At 42.9% G+C, this 22,332-nt stretch carries 12 protein-coding genes; 7 read left to right on the plus strand and 5 right to left on the minus strand.

Annotated elements, in window-relative coordinates; all coding sequences use genetic code 11:
* Positions 1-9: 9 nt before the first annotated feature.
* Positions 10-867 carry a 3-keto-disaccharide hydrolase gene (locus tag FO440_RS00185; RefSeq protein WP_144246216.1) on the minus strand — a complete coding sequence of 286 codons (858 nt, stop codon included), beginning with the start codon at positions 865-867 and terminating at the stop codon, positions 10-12.
* 263 nt (positions 868-1,130) lie between these two features.
* On the opposite strand from FO440_RS00185, the gene FO440_RS00190 reads away from it, so the two are divergent.
* Together FO440_RS00190 and FO440_RS00195 are read left to right on the plus strand one after the other, a co-directional pair.
* Entirely contained in the window at positions 1,131-2,456 is a 1,326-nt protein-coding gene (locus tag FO440_RS00190) for a putative sensor domain DACNV-containing protein (protein WP_144246217.1), read from the plus strand.
* Between the two features lie 333 nt (positions 2,457-2,789).
* Positions 2,790-3,638 (plus strand): hypothetical protein, encoded by an 849-nt coding sequence (locus FO440_RS00195; RefSeq protein WP_144246218.1) that lies wholly within the window; start codon positions 2,790-2,792, stop codon positions 3,636-3,638.
* A gap of 192 nt (positions 3,639-3,830) precedes the next feature.
* Here the strand turns inward: FO440_RS00195 and FO440_RS00200 are convergent, their stop codons facing one another.
* Positions 3,831-4,067, minus strand: coding sequence for a hypothetical protein (locus FO440_RS00200; protein WP_144246219.1), 237 nt, complete (start codon positions 4,065-4,067; stop codon positions 3,831-3,833).
* A 6-nt stretch (positions 4,068-4,073) separates the two neighbouring features.
* The gene (locus tag FO440_RS00205) at positions 4,074-5,462 is read right to left on the minus strand and encodes a YeiH family protein (protein WP_144246220.1); all 1,389 of its coding nucleotides are present in this window, start codon (positions 5,460-5,462) and stop codon (positions 4,074-4,076) included.
* 478 nt (positions 5,463-5,940) lie between these two features.
* Here FO440_RS00205 and FO440_RS00210 point away from each other — a divergent pair, with 478 nt between their 5' ends.
* The 5 genes from FO440_RS00210 to FO440_RS00230 all read left to right on the plus strand — a co-directional run bounded on the left by FO440_RS00210 (position 5,941) and on the right by FO440_RS00230 (position 19,967).
* Positions 5,941-6,432, plus strand: coding sequence for a hypothetical protein (locus tag FO440_RS00210; protein WP_144246221.1), 492 nt, complete (start codon positions 5,941-5,943; stop codon positions 6,430-6,432).
* 576 nt (positions 6,433-7,008) lie between these two features.
* Positions 7,009-9,546, plus strand: a complete 2,538-nt coding sequence (locus tag FO440_RS00215; protein WP_144246222.1) for a PAS domain-containing protein — start codon at positions 7,009-7,011, stop codon at positions 9,544-9,546.
* A 240-nt stretch (positions 9,547-9,786) separates the two neighbouring features.
* Positions 9,787-13,215 carry a galactose-binding domain-containing protein gene (locus FO440_RS00220; protein ID WP_186292535.1) on the plus strand — a complete coding sequence of 1,143 codons (3,429 nt, stop codon included), beginning with the start codon at positions 9,787-9,789 and terminating at the stop codon, positions 13,213-13,215.
* Between the two features lie 210 nt (positions 13,216-13,425).
* A complete protein-coding gene (locus FO440_RS00225) occupies positions 13,426-14,208 on the plus strand; it encodes a polysaccharide deacetylase family protein (protein WP_144246224.1) in 783 nt (260 codons plus the stop codon).
* 218 nt (positions 14,209-14,426) lie between these two features.
* Positions 14,427-19,967, plus strand: a complete 5,541-nt coding sequence (locus FO440_RS00230) for a carboxypeptidase regulatory-like domain-containing protein (protein WP_144246225.1) — start codon at positions 14,427-14,429, stop codon at positions 19,965-19,967.
* Between the two features lie 120 nt (positions 19,968-20,087).
* Here the strand turns inward: FO440_RS00230 and mgrA are convergent, their stop codons facing one another.
* Together mgrA and FO440_RS00240 are read right to left on the minus strand one after the other, a co-directional pair.
* A complete protein-coding gene (gene mgrA, locus FO440_RS00235) occupies positions 20,088-21,077 on the minus strand; it encodes an L-glyceraldehyde 3-phosphate reductase (RefSeq protein WP_144246226.1) in 990 nt (329 codons plus the stop codon).
* A gap of 427 nt (positions 21,078-21,504) precedes the next feature.
* Complete coding sequence (locus tag FO440_RS00240; RefSeq protein ID WP_144246227.1) at positions 21,505-22,329, minus strand: alpha/beta hydrolase; 825 nt, start codon at positions 22,327-22,329, stop codon at positions 21,505-21,507.
* Between the last annotated feature and the right edge of the window lie 3 nt (positions 22,330-22,332).

A 22,332-nucleotide genomic window follows, 5' to 3' on the forward strand; every position in this document is an offset into this window, starting at 1 on the left:
GTATTATTATTATTGGGCTGCTACTCTTTTTTGCGACATTAACTGCGCGATAACCTGGTTTAGTTTTTTGGGATCTTTGGCATATTTCTCCAGGTCGATGATCTCAATTTTCCTGAAATCAGTTGGATGACTTTCGGCCTGTATGGAGATACTGCCGCTTTTTAGCAAAGTACCTTCCTGCTGGCCCGCAACCGGGTCGCTTTGCGGTTTTTGATAACGGATCACTTCTTCGCCGTTAACATAATGTACCACCAGCGAATCGCCAAGCACCAGGGCCTCTACCCTAACCCACTGATCGCCGTTATAGGTTTTCGATTTAGAATCTGTACAATGCTGGGTAATAACCTTGCCATCGCGCTCATATTGCGTACCCGGTGTACACACATTACCGGTAGGGCGTTCGCCGTTGCCGCCTCCGCCTAATAGCTGTACTTCGATAGAATTTGGGAAATCCTGGTCCTTCTTCATGGTTTCGGGCGCCTGGCCGTGGATCATGATGCCGTTGTTACGGAAAGCCCAGCCGGGGCCGCCCTTGCATTGTTCGCCAACAAAACGGTATTCGGCTGCTATTAAATAATAAGAATACGGCTTTTTATAAAAAAGGTGCCCGTAGGTTTCATTAAACTGGTCATATTGATCATACCTTACTTCCAGCAAGCCGTTTTCAACCCTGAAGGTGTTTTTGTAATCATCGCCCAGGTCATGATAGCGGATCTTAGGTGTCCAGCCGCTCATATCTTTCCCGTTAAACAGTTGCTCCCATTTTGGGGCAGCGTCATTTTTATGGCGGGTATCTTCAACTTTAAAGGCAAGCAGCGCAATGATGAATAATAAACCAAGATTGCGTAATGTAAAAAATTTAAGCATAGTATAATTGGCAGAATTATCGGTTAATAATTAGTGGGCTAAACTTACGGTTATTTTACAATTTTTTAATATGAAGGGGATATAGATAATATAGATTCATTAGATCTGATGAATAATTGGCTGGATAATTGGACGAGAATTCACCGGTTGAAGTTGAAAATTTGTAATACACCGAAAATACTAGCGACAAAACGTCATTCGAATTAAAATATCTAATTTGACTTTTAGTTAATAATTCTTTACTTTTAAAAAATCCTCAACCAATGCCTAAACATGACCAGCCTGCTGATCTTGCAAAATATGTCAGCGATTATTTTAAGGGGTTAAAAACTTTTAAGCGGCCAAAACCTTCAGCTACTCTACTGACCGATTTATTTAACTGTCTGTATTACGCAAGTATGCAAACAGAAGAAGGAGAACTAACTCAAGTTGCAGTTTGCCTTTACAATCCTGATGAACAAAACGAGGAAGTCGATTTAGATGAAGAACCTATTGATCACTGGCAATTTACAGCATTTAATGAGCCTATTCCTCTAACCACTAAATCCATTGTAAAAATTTCAAAAGCAGCTGATCCTTGGAGTACTACAATTGCAGTTTACTATGATGAGGCGGGGGAATTATTTATACACGGCTTAATCGATCAAGCAATTCATAATCAAAGTTATATCAACTACGAATCAGATGGCGCGCCTGCTTTCCCTGGCGAACTGCAAGTAACAATTCAAGGTATAGGTATTATAGCAGTAACAAGAGGCAGACGACTGCTTGGTATTTTGCGCCAGCATATACTGGTAAAAAGTTTTCTGGACGTTTTAGGTATAGGCCAGTTGTCAGATTTACTAGAGTTAAAATCAAAGTCCTCGTTGCGAAATGTTGAACAGTTTCTTAAAAAAAATTATCCGGAAGAAGAATATGAAGAGGTTGAAGAATTGGTTTTTAATGTTTGGCGCGATACACTTTCTAGACTTTTTATACAAATTAGAAAGTATCATCATGGCGGCGCAATACTCATTACAAAGGACAAAAAAAACCTCGATATTAAATACCCTTTTGTATACAAACGATTATTTTACGCAATGAACCGTTTTGTTAAAGTATCTCTACAATATGAAAACATCAAACGAAAAGTTAGTAGACTCAAAACGATTCCAAAAGATGACTTTGATTTATTTATAAATGTCGAGTTTTGGAAAAAAGAAGTTTCAAATGAGTTAAAAGGGGCAATCCGCTTTATTGCCTCTCAAACCTGTGTCGACGGTCTAATTGTGTTTAACGAAAAGTTAGAAACATTGGGGTTTGGCGCCGTAATAGAAAATATTTCTCCACCAAATGAAGTTTATTATTCTCCTAATGCAGAATATAAGGATGCAAATTTAATAAAGCGGAATCCTCAAGAGTTGGGAACTAGGCATCGTTCTATGATGACTTATTGCGCCGAAAATGAAGGCTCCATCGGAATCGTGATTTCACAAGACGGCGATATTAGAATAATGAGCCTTTTTGATCGTAAGCTAATTGTTTGGGAAAATGTTAAAACTCAACGTTACCTTCGGGCATCAATTTCAGTTTCTCCGCCAAAGCTTTAGTTGTTGCATAACTAATCCCAATACTGGTCGAAGTTTAAAAACTTCGAGCTAAAATATTGCAAGCATTCTGCTTGCAAATAAATAAACGCAAGCTGGAAGCTTGCAACATATCTGGACGAAGTTACGCTGTGCTAAACTTCGACCAGTATACGGTTTAAAACCTCGACCTAAAATATTATAAGCATGAAGTTTTCAAGCATAGACACCAGTTAAAACTTATTACACCCCAAGCCGAAGTTATGTTCCATCAACATGGCCTGTAAAATAGCAATCTAATAAATAATTTTATTTTTATTTCAATTATTGATTATGAATCCACCTGCTAAACTAACAATGATAGAAGTAGATCTTCAAATTAACGAGTTTTATAAAAATTTGATCCCGGCCGAAACCATGTTGAAGGTAGTCACAGACTTGTATTGGCTTTACGGTAATAACCGCTACGAAGCAACTGTTCGAGGGCCAATTTTGCTCTTGCATCGTAAAGAAATGGAGTTTGAGCAACTAACTAAAGAATTTTGGGCAACAACACCCGAATTATTAAAGCATTTAAACGACTACAAGGATCTTACAGAGATCAAAACTCAACTGAACACTCTTGATTATGCAGATGAACAGGAATATTTGTATGAAAGATTTCATATCTATGATAAGGTAAAAGCATCGGTAGATCAACTTGAAACTATAAAAAAAGAAATCGATCAATTTTTATCTATCGTAAAGATCGATGTGGAAAAGCAACGACAACAAACAGGCGCTAAGATCGAAAAATTGCAAAAAGATATACAGAGTAAAGTCAAGAATATTTCATTGGGACGATACTTTTTAAAGTTCACTTTCGTGCTTTTTAGCGGCTGGTTAGCTTGGAAACTCGAAGATACATCTAATTTTATAGAAAGTTATTTTAACAAGCAGCTATGGCTTCCAACACCTTTCAAAGAACACATGGTATTCTTTGTATTGTTTTATCTAATAGATATGGTGTTGGATAAATTGAAGGACTGGCTGTCTACGCGCTTGCAGAGAAATATGCTGGCTAAAAAACTAGGCGAGCTTTGGAAATTAACTATAGAAGATGACGAAGAATTAAAAAAATTCTGCGCCGAGCAAAGCGTTACAAAAGAAGAACTTGAACAAATATTGCTTGATAGGCTTTGGGAACCGAAACTGATACGACCTTAACTATCGCAAGCTGGAAGCTTGCAACATAGCGAGACGATTTACGCTATTGCTAAACTTCGACCAGTATATGGTATGCTAAACTCGGCCAGCATGTGTCCGGAACGAGATTCGAACTCGTACAGCCCATTGAGAGTTCGAGTCTCTCTTCGGGCACATCTCACGCTATCCGATTGTAAATTTTGATGATTATAATTATCTATCGGCTTTACCCGCCCTCGCTGTAAAATTAGGGCAACTGTCATGTGCCGAAAGGTAAAGATCATTGAAGTTGCAGATACCATCGCAGTCACGCACAGATGCATATCCCGAACTCATGATAGCGAGCCCGGGATATGTTTTTTCTATAATGGCCGGATCGTTTTCAAAGTGAACGCAGTCCCGGCAAACCGGTCCTGAATTACCTGATTGAAGCAGATCAAATATCTTCATGTATAATTAATGCGTCACTATGGTAGACCAGTAATGGCCAAAAACAAGTACCGATAGCACATAGCCCAAAACTACGTTCACAATTACACCAACGGTAAAAGCTATTACAGGTTTACTGCCGGCAGATGCCAATTCGCGGAAACGTGTGGTTAAACCGATACTGAAAAAGCTAAAGGTAAAGGCCCAGGTGCGTAAGGCGGTAATTGGGGTTATAAGTGCCGGCTTTACTACTTTGTTGTATTCGGCCAGTGTATTGCCGTGTATAATGATGGACGTTAAGATAGAAGCCACTAAAAAGCCGATCACGAACTTAGGGAAACGGGTCCAGATCTGGCCAACCTGTACTTTTGAGGTAGTTTCTGACGGCTCCCAGTAAGTAACCGATATCAGCGCTAAAGCAAATGCCCAGATGCCTATCCATATATCGCGGCCGATAACTTTTATCAGGGTATAGGCTGCAACTGCCTGGTCTGCCGAGCCGGCAATGCCATGGCTGCCTGCCAAACCACCGTATGATTGCGCTGCGGCCAAACCGGCAGCATCTGCAAACTCTGATGTGCCTATCCATGCACCGCCAATGCCCGCCGGTAACTGAAGCAAGCGGCAAACTACCGGTAATACAAAGATCATAATGATGGCATAGATCACCACAAGGCTTATCGCCACAGGCGGATGTTCTTTTTTAGCCCTGACAGAACCGGCGATAGCTATTGATGCCGACACACCGCAAACGGCTCCGCCTGCACCTAAAACAGCTGCTAAACGGCGGTCAAGCCCTAATTTGCGGCCAACAAAGAAAATAGTAAGAAACGTAGCCAATGACACAATAGAAGCCTGTAAAATGGCTACCGGTCCGGCCCATAGTATCAATGTAAAAGGCAGGGTGGCTCCTAACAGGATAATACCCAGTTTAATATAAAACTCAACCCTGAAACCGGCATCAAGCCAGCGGGGTAATTTGATCAGGTTAGAGATAAGCAGGCCGAGTCCAAGTGCTACCAAAGGCGGCTCAAGCGTATACTTACTGGCCTGTTCCCAGCTGCCAAGAGAATAAACAATAGTAGAGATAACAAAAACAAAAGTAAATGCAGGGATAAAATCCTTTGGTTTTTGACCGATACGTGATACCACAATTGTAAAGAGTATCAATAATACCACCAGCAAGGCCAGGTATTTGATGCCGTTTTTAGCAAACTGTCCAGTCAGTTGTGATAAGGTAGACCATTTGGCCGGCGACACCGCGATCCACGAAATGCTGGAACCCGACAGGTAAAAGATATAGGCCAGGGCCACAATGCCCAAACCAAGCCAAACCGCCCACCAGTCTTCTTTCGACCAAAGTTCTTTCCAGGCAGAAGATCTTGTTGCAGTTGTTTCAGTATCAGTTGTTGTCATAATAAGTGTTTGGTTTGCTAATTAGTTTGGGGTGTTAAATATTGTATTTATAATTTGTTTATGCAATATGGCTTCTGTCAATCAATTAAACTCTGCCAAAGCCGGTTGCAGGGTCAAATATAAATATATCTACAAAACACGTAGATTTTATAGTATTAAATTTATGTAAATTAATTTAACGAGAAATCATAAAATCGCCGTGTCCTTTCGAACGAACCTGAGGGGGACTGCGCTTTGGCGTAAGGAGAAATCTTGTACGCCATGCATTTTCGCCCTGTCTTTCGTAAAAGATTTCTCTTTCACGGGCTTCCCACCGCCCTCCGCATGCTCTATCGAAAGGACAACCTCTATTATTTAGAAAATGCTCTTACTTCGACTGCTCCCCACTGGTTGAATTATACTAATTAAATATATATTATTTAAAGTATTTAATATTTAATTAATTATATTTGAGTAAGTTACATTAATTGAATAAGCTATGAAACCAAACCTACTTATTTTATTCTGTTCATTAATATTTCTCTTTTCTTGTAAAAAGTCGGAAGTTGCCTTAAATACCATCATCGCTACATTTGATGGGTCTACAAAAGCTTTCAGCGGAGATGATATTTACGAATTTAGCGATACTTATGATCCTGATTATATCAGTATGAGTGCGGTTATCAATAAAGAAGGCTTCAATCTTTCAATTTCTTCTTATGAGCCTATAAAAGTTGGTACTTATAGTAATGAAAGCCCCATTAATGGCTACAAGCCCACACAAATCGCATATTTCCCCCCGGACTATGATTTTGATAACAACCCTAATGCTTTTGGTTCTGCCCAGGTCGGTGACCACCCAAGCATAATAACCATTACAGATATAAGTCATAAACACGTATCGGGTACTTTTAGTGGTGAACTTCTTTCAAGGGACGGCAAAATGAAAACTGTATCAGGCAAATTTAATTTCAAAGTTTTTTATAAATAAGGCTATGGTAAAATCAATAATCAGAACGATTAAGATAGCAGTCCTTTTTTCACTATTATTATTTTCGTGTAAGAAAGATGCAAAGAAACCTTCTACAACCATTACTGCCTCTGTTGGCGGCATAACCAAAAATTGTGTAGGTGGAACTGGCTTTACCCCCACTGGTCGAAGTTTAAAAACTTCGACCTAAAATGCAGCAAGCATTCTGCTTGCGCATGTCCTAATAAACATTAATTAAAAAATGGTGGCGCTATACTGTCAGAAATCAAACACCAGAAAAACTACTTATAAGTCATGAAAAGTGTGCCAAACTGTATCATGAAGTCAATTTCACAAAATCAATTTATTAATTATCAATCTGTTACAAAAACAGGTGTATCAAAGTGTATCGCCGGGACACATTCAGTTTGGTACACCGCACCGTGGTACAACAGATCTTTTGGGCGATCAAAACGTCACTCTTTTTAGGTGCTGGTAAAACAAGCGCGTCATTCGTCGGTTTATGATTTACTTTATATGCCTGTTCAATAAATTGAACTAACTTTACTATACTTTTTTCGCAAACCACAATAAGCCATGAAACCCGGGGACAACCAGGATCTGTATAACACAGTGCTTACCGCGCCGATAGGCATTTGCATACTGGATGCCGCCACCCTGGTAGCCGAGATGGTTAATGACAAGTTTGTACAAGTAGCCGGCAAACCAGCCGATGCCATAGTAGGTAAGTATTATTGGGACGCGTTTGCAGAAGCCCGGCAGCGTTATGAAGCAGCGTTAAACAATGTTGTACAAACTGGCCAGCCCTACCATGCCGACGAAGTTGAGTTAATGCTGATAAGGCATGGCAAGCCCGAAACGGTGTTTGTAAGCTTTGTGTACTCGCCCATTAAAAACAGTGAGGGCAAGGTCAACAAAGTAGCGGTTTGGGTATTTGAGAACACCATGCAGGTAAACGCCCGTCAGAAAACAGAGCAGGCCAACAAAGACTTAAAGGCATCGCAGGCGGAGATACTCCATTTAAACAATGAGCTGACAACTAAGAACGAGCAGTTAGCCATAGGCCAGCAAAACATCCGCAACATGATCAGACAGGCCCCTGTCGGTATGTGCCTGATCAGCGGCGAACCCTTGTATGTTGAAGAGGTGAATGATCTGTTCCTGGAGATAGTTGGTAAACAACGCGAGCAGTTTTACAACACCCCCTATTGGGATGTTATAATTGAAGCCAAAGCTATCTACGAACCCATTACCAGCCGTGTAATGCAAACCGGCGAAACCTACCACGCCCATGAGCATGAGATCATGCTGATCCGTAATGGTGTACCTGAAGCAGTACATGTTGATTTTGTTTACGAACCCACCCGTAACATTGATAACAAGGTAACAGGCATTATGATTGTCGCTACCGATGTTACCGATAAGGTATTGGCAAGGCAGTCGTTACAGGAGATCAATGATGAAATGGCCGCCACCAATGAGGAGATAGCAGCATCTAACGAAGAACTGACGGTAACCAACGAAGAGCTTTCCGAAGCCCAAAAACTACTGCAAACCTCGATAGACCGGTTAACTGAAAGCGAGCAGCAGATCCGCGCGCTGGTAGCAAGCGCGCCCTTCCCTATCGCTGTTTATATAGGTCGCGAGATGCGGATAGCCCAGGCCAACCAGGCCATTATTGATGTATGGGGTAAGGGCAGCAAGGTTATAGGCCGCACCTATTATGACCTTTTGCCCGAATTGGAAGAGCAGGATATATACCCGCTGTTAGATGGCGTGTTCACCACAGGCATCCCCTTTCATGCACGCAACCAGCGGGTCGACATAACTATTGATGGCAAACTGACCGTATTTTACTTCAACTACAGCTTTACACCTTTACTTGATAAAACAGGCAAGGTATATGGCGTACTAAACACCGCCGCGGATGTTACCGACCTGAACCTGGCCAAACAAAAGCTGGAAAGGAACGAGCGTAACTTTCGCAGCATGATCATACAAGCGCCTGTGGCCATATGCCTGTTAACCGGCCCCCAACACATTGTTGAGCTGGTAAATACGGCCATGCTCGAGATCTGGGGCAAACCAAGGGCCGATGTTGTAAACAAACCCGTTTTTGACGCCCTGCCTGATGCCCGTGAACAAGGGCTGGAAGAAGTGATGGCAAACGTGTACAACACGGGCCAGGCATTTACCGCCGACGAGCAGCCGGTGTCATTGGTCCGCTACGGGGTGCAGGATACCGTTTATCAGAACTTTGTTTACCAGCCGTACCGCGACCTGGAAGGCCATATACTGGGTATCCTGGCCATATCAATTGACGTGACCGAACAGGTAATGGCACGCAGAAAAATAGAGCAAAGCGAAACAGAACTGTTAGCTACCAAAAAGAAACTCGAAGCTGAACTTGAGGCAGGCAAACTGTTGCAGCAACAAAAAGACGGCTTCATCGGCATGGCCAGCCATGAGTTAAAAACTCCGCTGACCTCGCTAAGCGCGATAGTACAGGTTGCCAATTTGAAGCTAAAAAACAGCGAAGACCCGTTTTTGGCAGGCGCTATGGAAAGGGCAAACTCGCAGGTTAAACGCATGAATAACCTGATCAACGGTTTCCTGAATGTTTCGCGGCTTGAGTCGGGACAGATCCTGATAGATAAAAGCGATTTTGACCTGGTGACCCTGATAGATGAGGTGATTGCCGAGCACAGGCTTACCGTATCATCGCACCAGTTTGAATTTGAAGTTCATGAACATGTGGTTATGCACGCCGACAGGGAAAAGATAGGCTCAGTAGTTTCAAACCTGTTAAGCAATGCCGTTAAATACTCCCCTAAAAGTGAAATTGTTAAAGTTAAATGCCAAATAGTTGGCGAAGATGTACAGGTAAGCGTAAAAGACGGCGGTATGGGTATCAAGGCTGATGACCTAACGAAAGTGTTCGACCGCTATTACCGTGTAGAAACCAATCATACCCGCCATATTGCCGGTTTTGGCATCGGGTTGTATTTAAGCGCAGAGATCGTCCGCCGGCATAATGGTAAGATCTGGGTAGAAAGCCAAAGCGGTATTGGTTCTGTTTTTTATTTTAGCCTGCCCCTGGCATATTTGCCCTGATATATGCCTCTAAGCCGGCACATATTATCATAAACCTCTTTCTCAAATATTATATTAATAATATGATGGTGCATCCAAGCCATATTCACGCCAGGAATATCCGTACAACAAACTGTGGCACAAAGCGTCTAATGTATTTTTAATATTAATTATTTATCTATTTAAATACTTTTAATGTAGCTTAGTGGTAACCAATTTCCCTGATTAATGATTAAACCTTTACTATCGCTTAAAAAAGATATGTCTTGGCTATTAACTCATAAATTTATTTATGTAGTAATTGCCTGCTTTTTATTACTGCCTTTTGCCGTTTTCGCGCAAAAAGATGTGTTGACGCAACATAACGATCTGTACCGCACCGGCTGGTATAGCCACGAAACCGTTCTGAATACAAAAAATGTTAAACGGGGCAGTTTCGGTAAAATATTTTCAAGAGCAGTTGACGACCAGATCTACGCTCAGCCACTGGTAAAACTAAATTTAACCCTGCCTAATGTCGGCAAAAAAAATGTGGTGTTTGTTGCTACCGTTAACAACTCGGTCTATGCTTTTGATGCCGACTCGGCAAAAGTTACCGCGCCTTACTGGCAACTTAATTTAACACCCAAAGGGTCGCGGGTAATTGCAAACACCGATATGACTGGAGCCTGCGGCGGCGGGTATCGTGACTTCTCGGGCAATATAGGTATTGTCAGCACCCCGGCTATCGATTCAACTACCAATACCATTTACCTGCTCGCACGCAGTGTGAATACTACTACCAATGTTTATGAGCAATATATCCACGCGCTTGATATTACTACCGGGAAAGAAAAACCAAACAGCCCTAAATTGGTCACCGCGCAAATAAACAGCAATGGTGATGGCAGCATCGGCGGAAAATTAAGCTTCGACCCGCAAAAAGAGAACCAGCGCTGCGGCATATTGCTGTTAAACGGTGTCATTTACTTTGCCTGGGCATCGCATTGCGATTGGGGGCCTTACCATGGCTGGGTAATGGGTTATGATAAAACCACCCTCGCTCAAAAATACGTGTATAATACTACCCCGCAAGGCTATAACGGCGGTATCTGGATGAGCGGTGCCGCACCTGCTGCCGATGAAACCGGCAACTTATATGTGTCTGTTGGTAATGGATCAGTTGGTGTTGGTGCAGATTACTCTGATGTAACCAACCGGTCGGAAAGTGCCATTAAATTAAAGCCTGAAAATTCTACTTTAACCGTACAATCATTCTTTACACCTAATAATATCGATGAGCTGGAACAATCTGACCTTGATTTTGGTGTAACAGAGATCATGCTTATCCCCGGAACAACCATGTGTATGACTGCATGTAAGGACGGAAATATCTATGTGCTTGACCGTGATAACATGGGCAGCTACCATGCCGATGCTAACCAACCGTTGCAAACCATTAACCTGGGTGTAAACGCCCACCTACGATCTTCATTTGCCTATTACAAAGGTCAGAAAAAAGAGCTCACCTATTCATGGTCAGAAAACGGGTTGTTAAAAGCTTTTTTGTTGGATAAGGCTAAAAGACAGTTTAACCTTGACAGCACCATCAGCAGCGGCGCACAGGGGCCGGTAGGTAATAGCGGTGCGTTTCTGTCTATATCCTCAAACGGATCAGTAGACTCGACTGCCATATTATGGACAACCTATGCCGCAAACGGCGATGCCAATCAATCGGTAAGGCCGGGCATTTTACGCGCCTTCTCGGCTACAGATGTCACTAAGGAGCTTTGGAACTCATCATCCGCCCCAAATGATGTTGTAGGTAATTACGCTAAATTTAACTGCCCTACCATTGTTAACGGTAAGGTTTACCTGGGTACATTTTCAAATATGTTGAATGTATACGGACTGGTAAAAAATTCGCTTGACACTTGTGATTCGCCAAACATCGCCCTTAATAAACAAGGTTTTGCTTCGTCTGACGAGGGCATCCCTGAAACGACGGTAGACAAGGCATTTGACGGCGACCTGAACACCCGTTGGGCAAGCGGCGGCATAGATAATCAATACATTTACGTGGATTTGGGCGGGCGTTATGACCTATGCCGTGTTGTGTTAAGATGGGAAGCTGCTATTGGAAAAGCGTTTGACATACAGGTGTCTGATGATGCAAAAGCATGGAAAACTATTAAATCCATCACTAACAATACCGATTTTGACGATTATATTTCCCTAAGAGGTACAGGCAGGTATGTGCGTGTGAATATGGTGGAGCGGGGCAGCCCTTACGCCTACTCATTGTATGAATTTGAGGTATATGGCACCAAGAATGCCGGCGATTGCGACCCGCCAACCGGTTTAGACAAGGTAAATATTTATGAAAACTCGGCGGTACTGAAATGGACATCAACCGGTGCTTCAAGTTATAATGTACAATACAAAGCCGTTGCCGCAACCGACTGGACAACCGTACCTGTTACCACTAACAGCATTACTATACAAGGGCTTTCGTGTGCTACAGATTACTTGTTCAAAGTGCAGGCAGCATGTACTGCCGGCGGCACAAGTGTTTACTCGGCTGTTGCATCTTTCTCTACGCTTAAATGTACTACCGTTTGCGGTGCTTTGCCTACCCGATGGACTACCCAGGACATTGGCGATGTGGGCATAGCCGGATCTGCCTGCTATAACAATGACACATTCGAACTGAACGGATCAGGCAGGAGTAAATCACTTACTACGGATGCTTTGCATTTTGCCTATAAAACCCTGGTGGGCGATGGCGAAGTAAAAGCCAGGGTTGTTACCATGGATCAATCGGGCGCCGCGGCCGGCATCATGATCCGCGAAAGCATGGCCCCTGGTGCTAAATATGCGTTTATCGGTTTGACTGATAACAGCGCTATATTCCAATCGCGCTTAAATACGGATGGCAATAACACCACTGTTACCAATACAACAGTAAAAGCGCCGTACTGGATCAAACTGGTCAAGGTAAAATCGCTTTACACGGCATCCATCTCGCCCGACGGCGTTAACTGGACCGCGGTTGGCCAACCAACAGAGCTTGGTTTTGGCGCTGATGTACCGGTTTACATCGGCCTTTCAATAAGCAGTTACAGCAACACCGTGCTGTCAAAAGCCACGGTTGATAATTACCTTTTCTCGGGCATTATGGAGTTGGAGTTAAAAAGCTTTACCGCCAGTTTAACCCTTAGCAAAACCGTTATGTTGAATTGGGTTACCACGCTTGAAGGCAACATTGGCAGCTTTGTGGTAGAAAAAAGCGCAGACAACCTGCATTTTACAGATGTTGATACCATTGCAGCGGTAAACAAAGGCAAGTTTATGAACACCTATACTTACGAGGTAATGAACCCTTACAAGGGGAATAATTATTACCGGTTAAGGATAGTGAGTTTAGATGGCAAAACAAGCTACTCGGCACCGGCTTATGTAAACATAGGCAATTCATCGGCGCCTACGCTGTACCCAAATCCGGGTAAGGATAAGATCACTGTAGCACAAAGCACAGATCCTATCCGGTCGCTAAAAATATTTGATATTGGCGGCGCGCTGCTCAGAACCGTTAACAATTCAAGCAACGACACCGCAATAACTGTAACCGGGCTGATAACAGGTGTCTATATTATGGAGATCAGGACATCGACATCCATTTTCAGGAAAAAATTTGTGATCATCAATTAAGCGAATGTTTACGATACCAAATGCCCTGCGGATCTATAACCGCGGGGCTTTTTCGTTCAGGTAAAAAAGCTTAACCCGCTCTTTTTATTATTTTATTAAATACTTATATTGCGGAGTATGCATTACCGGGCATAGTCGCTTTCAGCAATTGCCCGAAACAATTAATACAGCCAAAGCAAATCTTAGTATAGTACGTTTAAAACAGTCTGGATGATAAGACCTTTCCTTGTATTGCTTTTGCTCAGCGGGTTTATGGCCCGTGCCCAGTCGACCGTTAACTGGCCCCATCATAAAAAAGCAACCATTGTGCTTACTTATGATGACGCACTGCTGTCACAGCTCAACATAGCCATACCACAACTGGAAGCTGCAAATTTTAAGGCTACGTTTTTTCTTACCGGGTATGTTGATCGTACTACTATCCCACGCTGGCGCAAACTGGCGCGTAAAGGTTACGAATTAGCTAACCATACCATTTTTCATCCCTGCGCACCGGGCAATGACAATACTATGTTATCAGATCGTTACACGCCTTACACCATGATCCACGAGATAGATTACATGAACCATTTCCTGTTTGCTATTGACGGTAAAACAACGCGTACCTATGCCTATCCGTGTACTGAAACCACAGTGGGTAACAATGTTGATTATGCGGATACCTTAAGAAAATTCGGCCTGGTAAAATACGCGCGTGTGGGTGGTGATGTAGATGCCGTAATTACCGACTTTAAAAAGCTGGATAAACTACAGGTACCCTCTTATGGCCTTGAAGGCGGCGAAACCTCAGACAAGCTGATCAGCTTTGTAAAGAGCGTACAAAAAACGGGCGGTATGGGTGTTATCATGTTTCACGGCGTGGGCGGCGATTACCTTACCGTATCTGCCGAAGCACACCAGCAGTTATTAAATTACCTAACGGCTAACGAGGCTGATATCTGGGTTACCACCTTCCAGCAGGCTATGGATTATGCTACCGGGCCTGTAAAATAATAGCGCATCATACCAGCTTTACGGCTTTCTTATTTTCCTGTAAAACAACATTTTATTATCTGAAATATTTTTTGGATATATGTAATAAGTTCTTTACATTAGTATTAACCAATTATAAACCTATATAGAAATACCTGTCGCTCTTGTGCAGGTATTTTACCCTATTTGATCTAAGCTGTTTTTTAGCGTAATTTTTTCTACCTAAACCTATCTATTATATGAAAACGCTGATCAGTTTGCCTGCAAGGATTTGCCTGCTATTTTCCTTATTTGTATTATTTGCTTTTACCCGAAAGGGACAAGAACCCATTGATAAATTGGTAACAGCTTTACAATTCTGGACCGACTCTATCCCGCAGGAAAAAGTGTACCTGCACATGGACAAACCCTATTATGCCCTGGGCGATACCATTTGGTTTAAAGGTTATCTCACCATTGGCAGCAGGCACCAATTGTCGGCGCTTAGCGGTGCGGTGTATGTCGACCTGATCACCGAGCAGGACTCATTGGTGAGGTCATTAAAACTACCGGTGACCTCGGGTATGGTGATGGGCGATTTTATTTTAAGCGATGAATTAAAAGAAGGCAGTTACCGTATCCGCGCCTATACGCAATGGATGCGCAATGCCGGGCCTGAGTACTTTTATGACCATACTTTTGCCGTAGGCGATATCGGTGATAACATCGTCACCAAAGCAGATTATAATTACCATGATGTAAACGGCAAGCCGATACTTACCGCCATGCTTAACTATACCGATAATTCAGGCAAGCCCATTGCAGGCAGGAATGTGCGGTACACACTTATGATCGGTAAGCGGCCTGTATGGTCGCAAAATGTAAAGACAGACTTGTCTGGCAATGTACCGGTAAAGATCGTAAATGACCAGCATGCGAATTTGATCGGCTCTTATATCCACACCAGTATCCAGGGTACTGATAAATTCCCGGTAAGCAAAGATTTTCCGATCAAGGCCGGCCTGATGCAAACCGACGTACAGTTTTTCCCCGAAAGCGGCAGCCTGGTAAATGGTATATCGTCAAAAGTAGCATTTAAGGCAGTTAGTGTTGATGGGCTGGGCACCGCCATAAAAGGAAAGATAGTTGATGAAACCAATAACCAGGTAACAGAGATCAATACCCTGCACGCCGGCATGGGCAGCTTTTTGTTAAAACCTGAGGCCGGTAAAAGCTATACGGCCAATATCACTTTCGCCGATGGCTCTACAAGGGCAATACCCTTACCCAAGGCATTGGACGATGGTTATGTGCTCAGCGTTTACCAGCCTAATAAAGACAGTGTACTGGTGCGGATTCGCGCATCTGCAAATAAGCTGCATAGTAGCGTAAACCTTATTGTACACAGTAGCGGCGAAACCATTTTTGGCTCGCCAATGACAATAGGCAGGCCCATAACTTCTATCTGGTTAGAGAAGCGATCTTTCCCAAGCGGCATAGCCCAGTTTACCCTCTTTGATGGCAACGGCGACCCGTTGAATGAGCGGATAGCTTTTATCAAGGGGGAAGATAAAATGCAATTGGCTATTAGCAGCACTAAAATCACTTATGGCAGCAAAGAGCATGTGCTGATGGACCTGGAAGCCAAAGACGGTAAGGGCAAGCCTACGTTCGGTAATTTCTCTGTAGCAGTGACCGATGAAAGCAAAATGCCGGTGGATGAAAGTGGCGAGAGTACGATCTTTTCAAATATCCTGCTTACTTCGGACATTAAAGGATATGTAGAAAAACCCAATTATTATTTTATCAATGACAATGACGAAACCGATAAAGCGCTGGACAACCTGATGCTGACCCAGGGCTACCGCAGGTTTGAATGGAAGGAATTGAGTAATATGGTTAGCGTTAAACCTACTTTCCCGGTTGAAGGCTTAGGTCTGAATATTTCTGGTATGGTAACCACGCTTAGCCATAAACCTTTGGCAAACGCCAATGTGATGCTGATGGCATTAAGGGCCGGCGCTACCAAAATCACTACCAGTGATGCCAACGGCAGGTTCAGGTTTGACAACATGTTTGTTACCGATAGTATTAAGTTTACCATACAGGCCAGGACAGCGAAGAATAGCGATAAAACCATTGTGACACTCGATAGTGTCCCTAAATTACTATTAAACAAAAATCCTAATTTTCAAGATGTTAGCGCAAATATCACGGGCACACTTAAAACCTATCTTGATAATGAGAAAAAAGAAGACGATATAAACGAAAAATTAGGCAGGCTTGACCAGGTGCACCGGTTACGCGAGGTAAGAATCAGGGCAAAAAAACCTGCACCACCACCATATAAAGACCAGGGCATGTATCAAATACCCGAGGGGCACGCAGACCAGTCTTATAAAATGAATATCCCTGAAAATGCGCCAATATTAGCCATCTATTTACAGGGGCAATTAAAAGGTGTAATATTTACATATGACCCGAATATAGGTGGGTTTATGCCAAATGTAGCAGTTATTTTAGATGGGCGCCCACTAAAAAGCTGGGAGGTTGAACAAGTGTTTAATGATGGTTTAGTAGATGGTGAATCTATTGAGAAAATAGATATGGTAACTACAAATAAGGCATTAATGTCTTACTTAGGCGGCCCGAGCATGCTGATCTACACAAAGAGAGGCTATATCAGAAAAAATTATACTCCAAGTATAACCAATATCATCCCTAAAGGCTTCAACAAAGTACGCGAGTTTTATTCGCCGCGTTATGACCGGCCGGGCAATGCGGATAAGGTACCTGATATGCGCACCACCGTTTACTGGAACCCATACCTAAAAACAGATATTTCGGGCAAAACCAGTTTTAACTTTTTTAACGCCGACGGCCCGGGCACTTACCGCGTTGTGGTAGAAGGTATTAACGCAGCCGGCGAGCTGGGCAGACAGGTGTTCCATTACACCGTGGATGGCAGCCAGGCAGCAATGGGTAACGGTGCAGGTACCGTATTAACGGCTTCGACTGATAAAGGTTTATCGCTTATCACCGACTCGCTGGGTAGCCTAAACAAACGCCTGCCGGCAGAGAAAGTTTACCTGCATACCGACAAACCTTATTACAATACCGGCGATACCCTTTGGTTTAAAAGCTATGTATTGGATAACAACTATCAGCCATCAAAATTAAGCGGAATATTATACGTGGAGTTAGATAATGATACCGCTGAAATGGTTAGGCACATCAGCATACCCATTAAGGACGGAATTGGTTGGGGACAGATCCCGTTATCAAAAAATATCTTCCGCGAAGGTGGCTATACATTGCGGGCATTTACCAACTGGATGCAAAACTTTGGTCAGGATTATATTTTTAGCCAGAGGTTTTACCTGGGACAACCATCGTCCGACTCCTGGCTGGTAAAATCAACCGTATCCATCAATCAGGTAGCCGATAAAGACCAGTTGCAGGTGGAGCTAAAACTAAACCACGCTGATAAATTCTTATTGCCTGTGGCGGTAAAAAAAGTCGAGGTTAAGATCTATGACGGCGATCATTACTTGTTTAAAGAAGATATGCAAACGGGTATTGACGGCTCATTAAAATTCGGCGGTATCTTAAAAGAAAAAATGGATGGTCATCACATCAGGGCACAGATCATTAGTCTTGAAAAAGGCGATAACTTTAAAACTTTACAAGTTCCGCTGCACATAAACCGTAATCAAAAGATCGATCTGCAGTTTTTGCCCGAGGGTGGTAAGCTGGTTGCGGGTTTAAAATCTGTAGTTGGTTTTAAAGCCATTGCAGAAAGCGGCAGCGGGGCAAATGTATCAGGGTCAATATATGATAGTAAAGGCAGCGCGGTAACAACATTTGCCTCATTACATAATGGTATGGGCTCATTTGAATTTACACCAAAAGCCGGCGAGATGTATACCGCCAAGATCGCTCAATCTACTATCAAAAGCTTCAGGCTGCCGGCCATTAGCCCGGTTGGTGCGGTAATGCATGTCAGCAACGCTGAACAAGGTAAGGACATCAAAATTTCAATAGAAGGTGCAAATTCATTAGGTACCGACAGTGCTTGCTATATCATAGGCACATCGCGTGGTATGGCTTATTACTCAGAAAAAATAGCGCCCGGCCAAACGGAGCTTACCGTACCCAAGAAATTATTTCCATCCGGCATGATCCGTTTTGCTTTATTAAAAGGCCGGCGCCCGCTTAACGAGCGTGCGGTCTTTATTGACAATAAAGACGGGCTTAATATAAAAGTATCGCCCAATAAAACGGCCTATGTTAAACGCGATAGCGTTGGTTTAGAGATTGAGGTGAAGGATAAAAACGGCATCCCGGTGCAGGGCAATTTCTCGCTGGCCGTAAATGACGACACGCAGGTTAAGCCTGATAGTTTAGATAATAACGGCATCGCTGCAAGCCTGCTGATCAATTCCGAATTGAAGGGGCATATTGAGTCGCCGGGATATTATATCAACAGGAAAGATAAAGATGCCTGGCAGGCGTTGGATAACCTGATGCTTACCCAGGGCTGGACGGGTTATGACTGGAAAGATGTGTTTACTAAACCAAAAGCAATTGCTTTTAAAGCAGAGAAAGAACTGGTAATTACCGGTAAAGTGGTCAATGTAACAAACAAACCACTAAAAAATGCATCAGTGCTGCTATCATCACAAAAACCGGCATTTATTACTACGGCCAATGTAGACAATAATGGTGTATACGTATTTAAAAATCTGCCACCTATAGATTCGGGGTCATTTTTCATACAGGCCAACAATACAAAAGGGAAGAAAATAAATTTTGGTGCCATAACGGTAGACCGTTTAACCATGCCGCCTATATCCGGAGATTATAAGGAACCGATATTGCCCTGGTATATAAATACAGATAGCACGCAACTAAATAATTTAAAAAGAGCAATAGAAAAAAACGATGAATCAAACCTTAAGCTAACCGGGCGGGTTTTAAAAGAGGTAAAGATTAAGAGTAGAAAAATAATTAAAGGCACCATGAATCCGTTTGGGGCCGGTGAAGCTGACGAAATATATGATGAGGAGGATATTAAAAAATCTGCAACTACTAACCTTTATGAATTGCTGCGTCAAAAAATGCCGGGACTAAGCATATTGGGCACCAGAGTAGTTAATTTTAGAGGCATTGAAATGACACTTCCGATACTTTCATTTAATGGATTAGCTGTCGACTTAAGAATAGACGGAGGGCCTGTATCTGTTGATATAGATACTTTTACAGACGGCATACCTCCGGATATTACTAATAATAAGATTTTTATATACCCAACGCGTATGCAAAAAGACTGGTTTGGGTTTTCACCGATCAGAGGTGATGTAATGGATGCCCTTGGCGACTATAAACTTCCCGGTTTAATAGGCCTTGAGATAAGTTACAGCAGAAAATACACTAACAGGTTGTGCTTTGCCTGCGATCCTTTTGCTGTTGTACAGGTAACTACAGCCAAAGGCATGGGCTGGTACAGGCGTAAACCCGTTGGTGTAGTAAGTTACCGGCCATTGCCTTTACTATATCCGCAGCAATTTTATAGCCCTAAATATAATGTAACATCAAATGTTACCGTGCCTGATTACCGCACCACGCTTTATTGGGACCCCAATATTACCACCGACCAGAATGGCAAGGCGAGGGTATCTTTTTACACCTCGGACATTAAAGATAAATACACCATTAAAATTTCGGGCATTGATACCAATGGCGGCATTGGCGATGGCAGTTTTAAACTAAACGACAATACAAAAGGCCAAACTTTTTAGGCTTGATCCCACACGGGAGGAATGTGGTGGAAAAGTGCAATAGCAGGGAGAGGTTGAGGCGCACGGCCAAACCCCTCCCTGCACCCTCCCGTTGGGAGGGAATCGCTCAAATCCCGGGCGCTATTTTAAAATATTGTCAATTATATTCAACTCTTCCTGGCTGAATTTGGTATTCTCCAGGCATTTTAACGAGTCGAGCAATTGCTCAGGTTTGCTGGCACCTACCAGTACCGAAGTTATACGGTCGTCTTTTAAGATCCATGACAACGCCATATGCGCCAGTTTTTGCCCACGTTGTTGGGCAAGCTCATTCAACTTTTTAACTTTTTCTATTTTATCCGGTGTGATGCTGTTTTCAGTCAGCGAGTCGCCGATTTTTAACGCTCTAGAATCAGCAGGGATACCGTGCAGGTATTTATCAGTTAGTAAGCCCTGTGCAAGTGGCGAGAACGGTATACAGCCTATCCCCTCTTCTTCCAGCACATCCAATAACCCACCTTCAACCCAACGCTCAAACATGGAGTATTTAGGCTGATGGATAATGATGGGCGTACCCATTTGTTTTAGCAGGGTAATGGCTTGTTTAGCTTCTGGCACTTTATAGTTTGAAATACCCACATACAAAGCTTTACCCTGGCGAACGATCAGATCCAACGCTGCCATAGTTTCTTCCAGCGGGGTTTCCGGGTCGGGGCGATGGTGGTAAAATATATCCACATAGTCCAGCTTCATCCGTTTCAAGCTTTGGTCAAGGCTTGATACCAGGTATTTTTTGGTGCCCCAATCGCCATAAGGGCCGTCCCACATGGTATAGCCAGCCTTTGACGATATGATCAGTTCATCACGGTGGTCGCGGAAATCAGAATGCAGGATCCTGCCGAAATTCTCCTCTGCCGATCCCGGCGGCGGCCCATAATTATTGGCCAGGTCAATATGGGTAACGCCGTGGTCAAATGCCGTTTTAAGGATATTGCGGCTATTTTCAAGTTGATCATAATAGCCAAAGTTTTGCCACAGGCCTAAGGAAACAGCAGGCAGTTTTAACCCACTCTTGCCGCTGCGCTTGTAAGGCATTGTTTTATATCTTTCTGGTGATGGTTGGTAAGACATGTAATGTATTCAGTTAGTGTTGTAATTTGCTAATAAGTTCCCCTGTAAAGGCTGTCCGAAGTTTGCAACTTCGGACCACTATGCTCATAGTCTCCGACTATTGTCCGCAATGTAGTTTTAAACCACACGCATAGTCGTTCGAAGTTGCAAACTTCGAACAGCGGGGAATCGCACCGGCCAATGCTCGCCAAACATTTTAATTATTTGTTTCTCCTTTTGATCTTTTAATACCTAAGCACATGATAATTCCGCCTAAAATAGTCAGAAATAAAATAAAATAATTGTTATCATTTTTAGCAGTAGAATACCAAGAAACAGAAATAAATATTAAAGTTCCTGCAAAAAACAAAAATTTATTTCCAATCTCGATTCTATTAAAAACATTCATAATTAGCTTAAAAGATTAGTTTAATCAAATGTCGTATTGCTATTTCGGGTTATTCTTTTGAAAATAAGTATTAAAATACAACAACTGGTAGTTAACCGAATTTGTCCAGTACTCCCAGGTATGCGCGCCGGGGCGTGCGGTAAAATCGTGCGGAATGTTACGCTCTATCAGTTTTTCATGCAGCTCGGTATTTACTTTAAAGAAGAAATCATCTACACCGCAATCAAAAGTTATGGCTAATGAGTTAGGCGTTAACAGGTACAGTAAATTAGTAACCGTATTTTTTTCCCAATTATCAGGGTGCTCGGCATAAGTACCCAGGCGCTTGGCAATATCCCAATTGTTAGGAAACGGCCTGAAATCTACCCCGCCGCTCATGCTGCCCACCGCGCCAAAAACGTCCTGGTGCTTAATGGCCAGGTACATGGCGCCATGCCCGCCCATACTTAAACCTGTAATGGCGCGGCCGGTGCGTTTTTTTATGGTCTGGTAGTTTTTATCAATATAGGCTACCAGTTCTTTTGATATATAGGTTTCGTACCTGTACGATGGGTCAACAGGGCTGTCAAAATACCAGCTGCCGATATTGCCATCGGCACAAACAATAATAATATGGTACAGGTCACTGTTTTCTTTCAATTTAGCGGCGCTTCTGGCCCAGTCTTTATAACCGCCACCATAACCGTTAAGCAAGTAAACAGTTGGATATTCTTTACCCTGCGTGTAACCGTCGGGCGTGTAAACTACCGCCTTAATATCCTTATTCATAGCATCGCTATGGGTTGTAACGGTATCAACCTTTGCTGCTTTAGCAAAACTAACTGCAAATAAAAGGCATGTTACCAGGAATATATTTTTCTTCATTTT

Source organism: Mucilaginibacter corticis (assembly GCF_007558865.1).
Taxonomy (GTDB): domain Bacteria; phylum Bacteroidota; class Bacteroidia; order Sphingobacteriales; family Sphingobacteriaceae; genus Mucilaginibacter; species Mucilaginibacter corticis.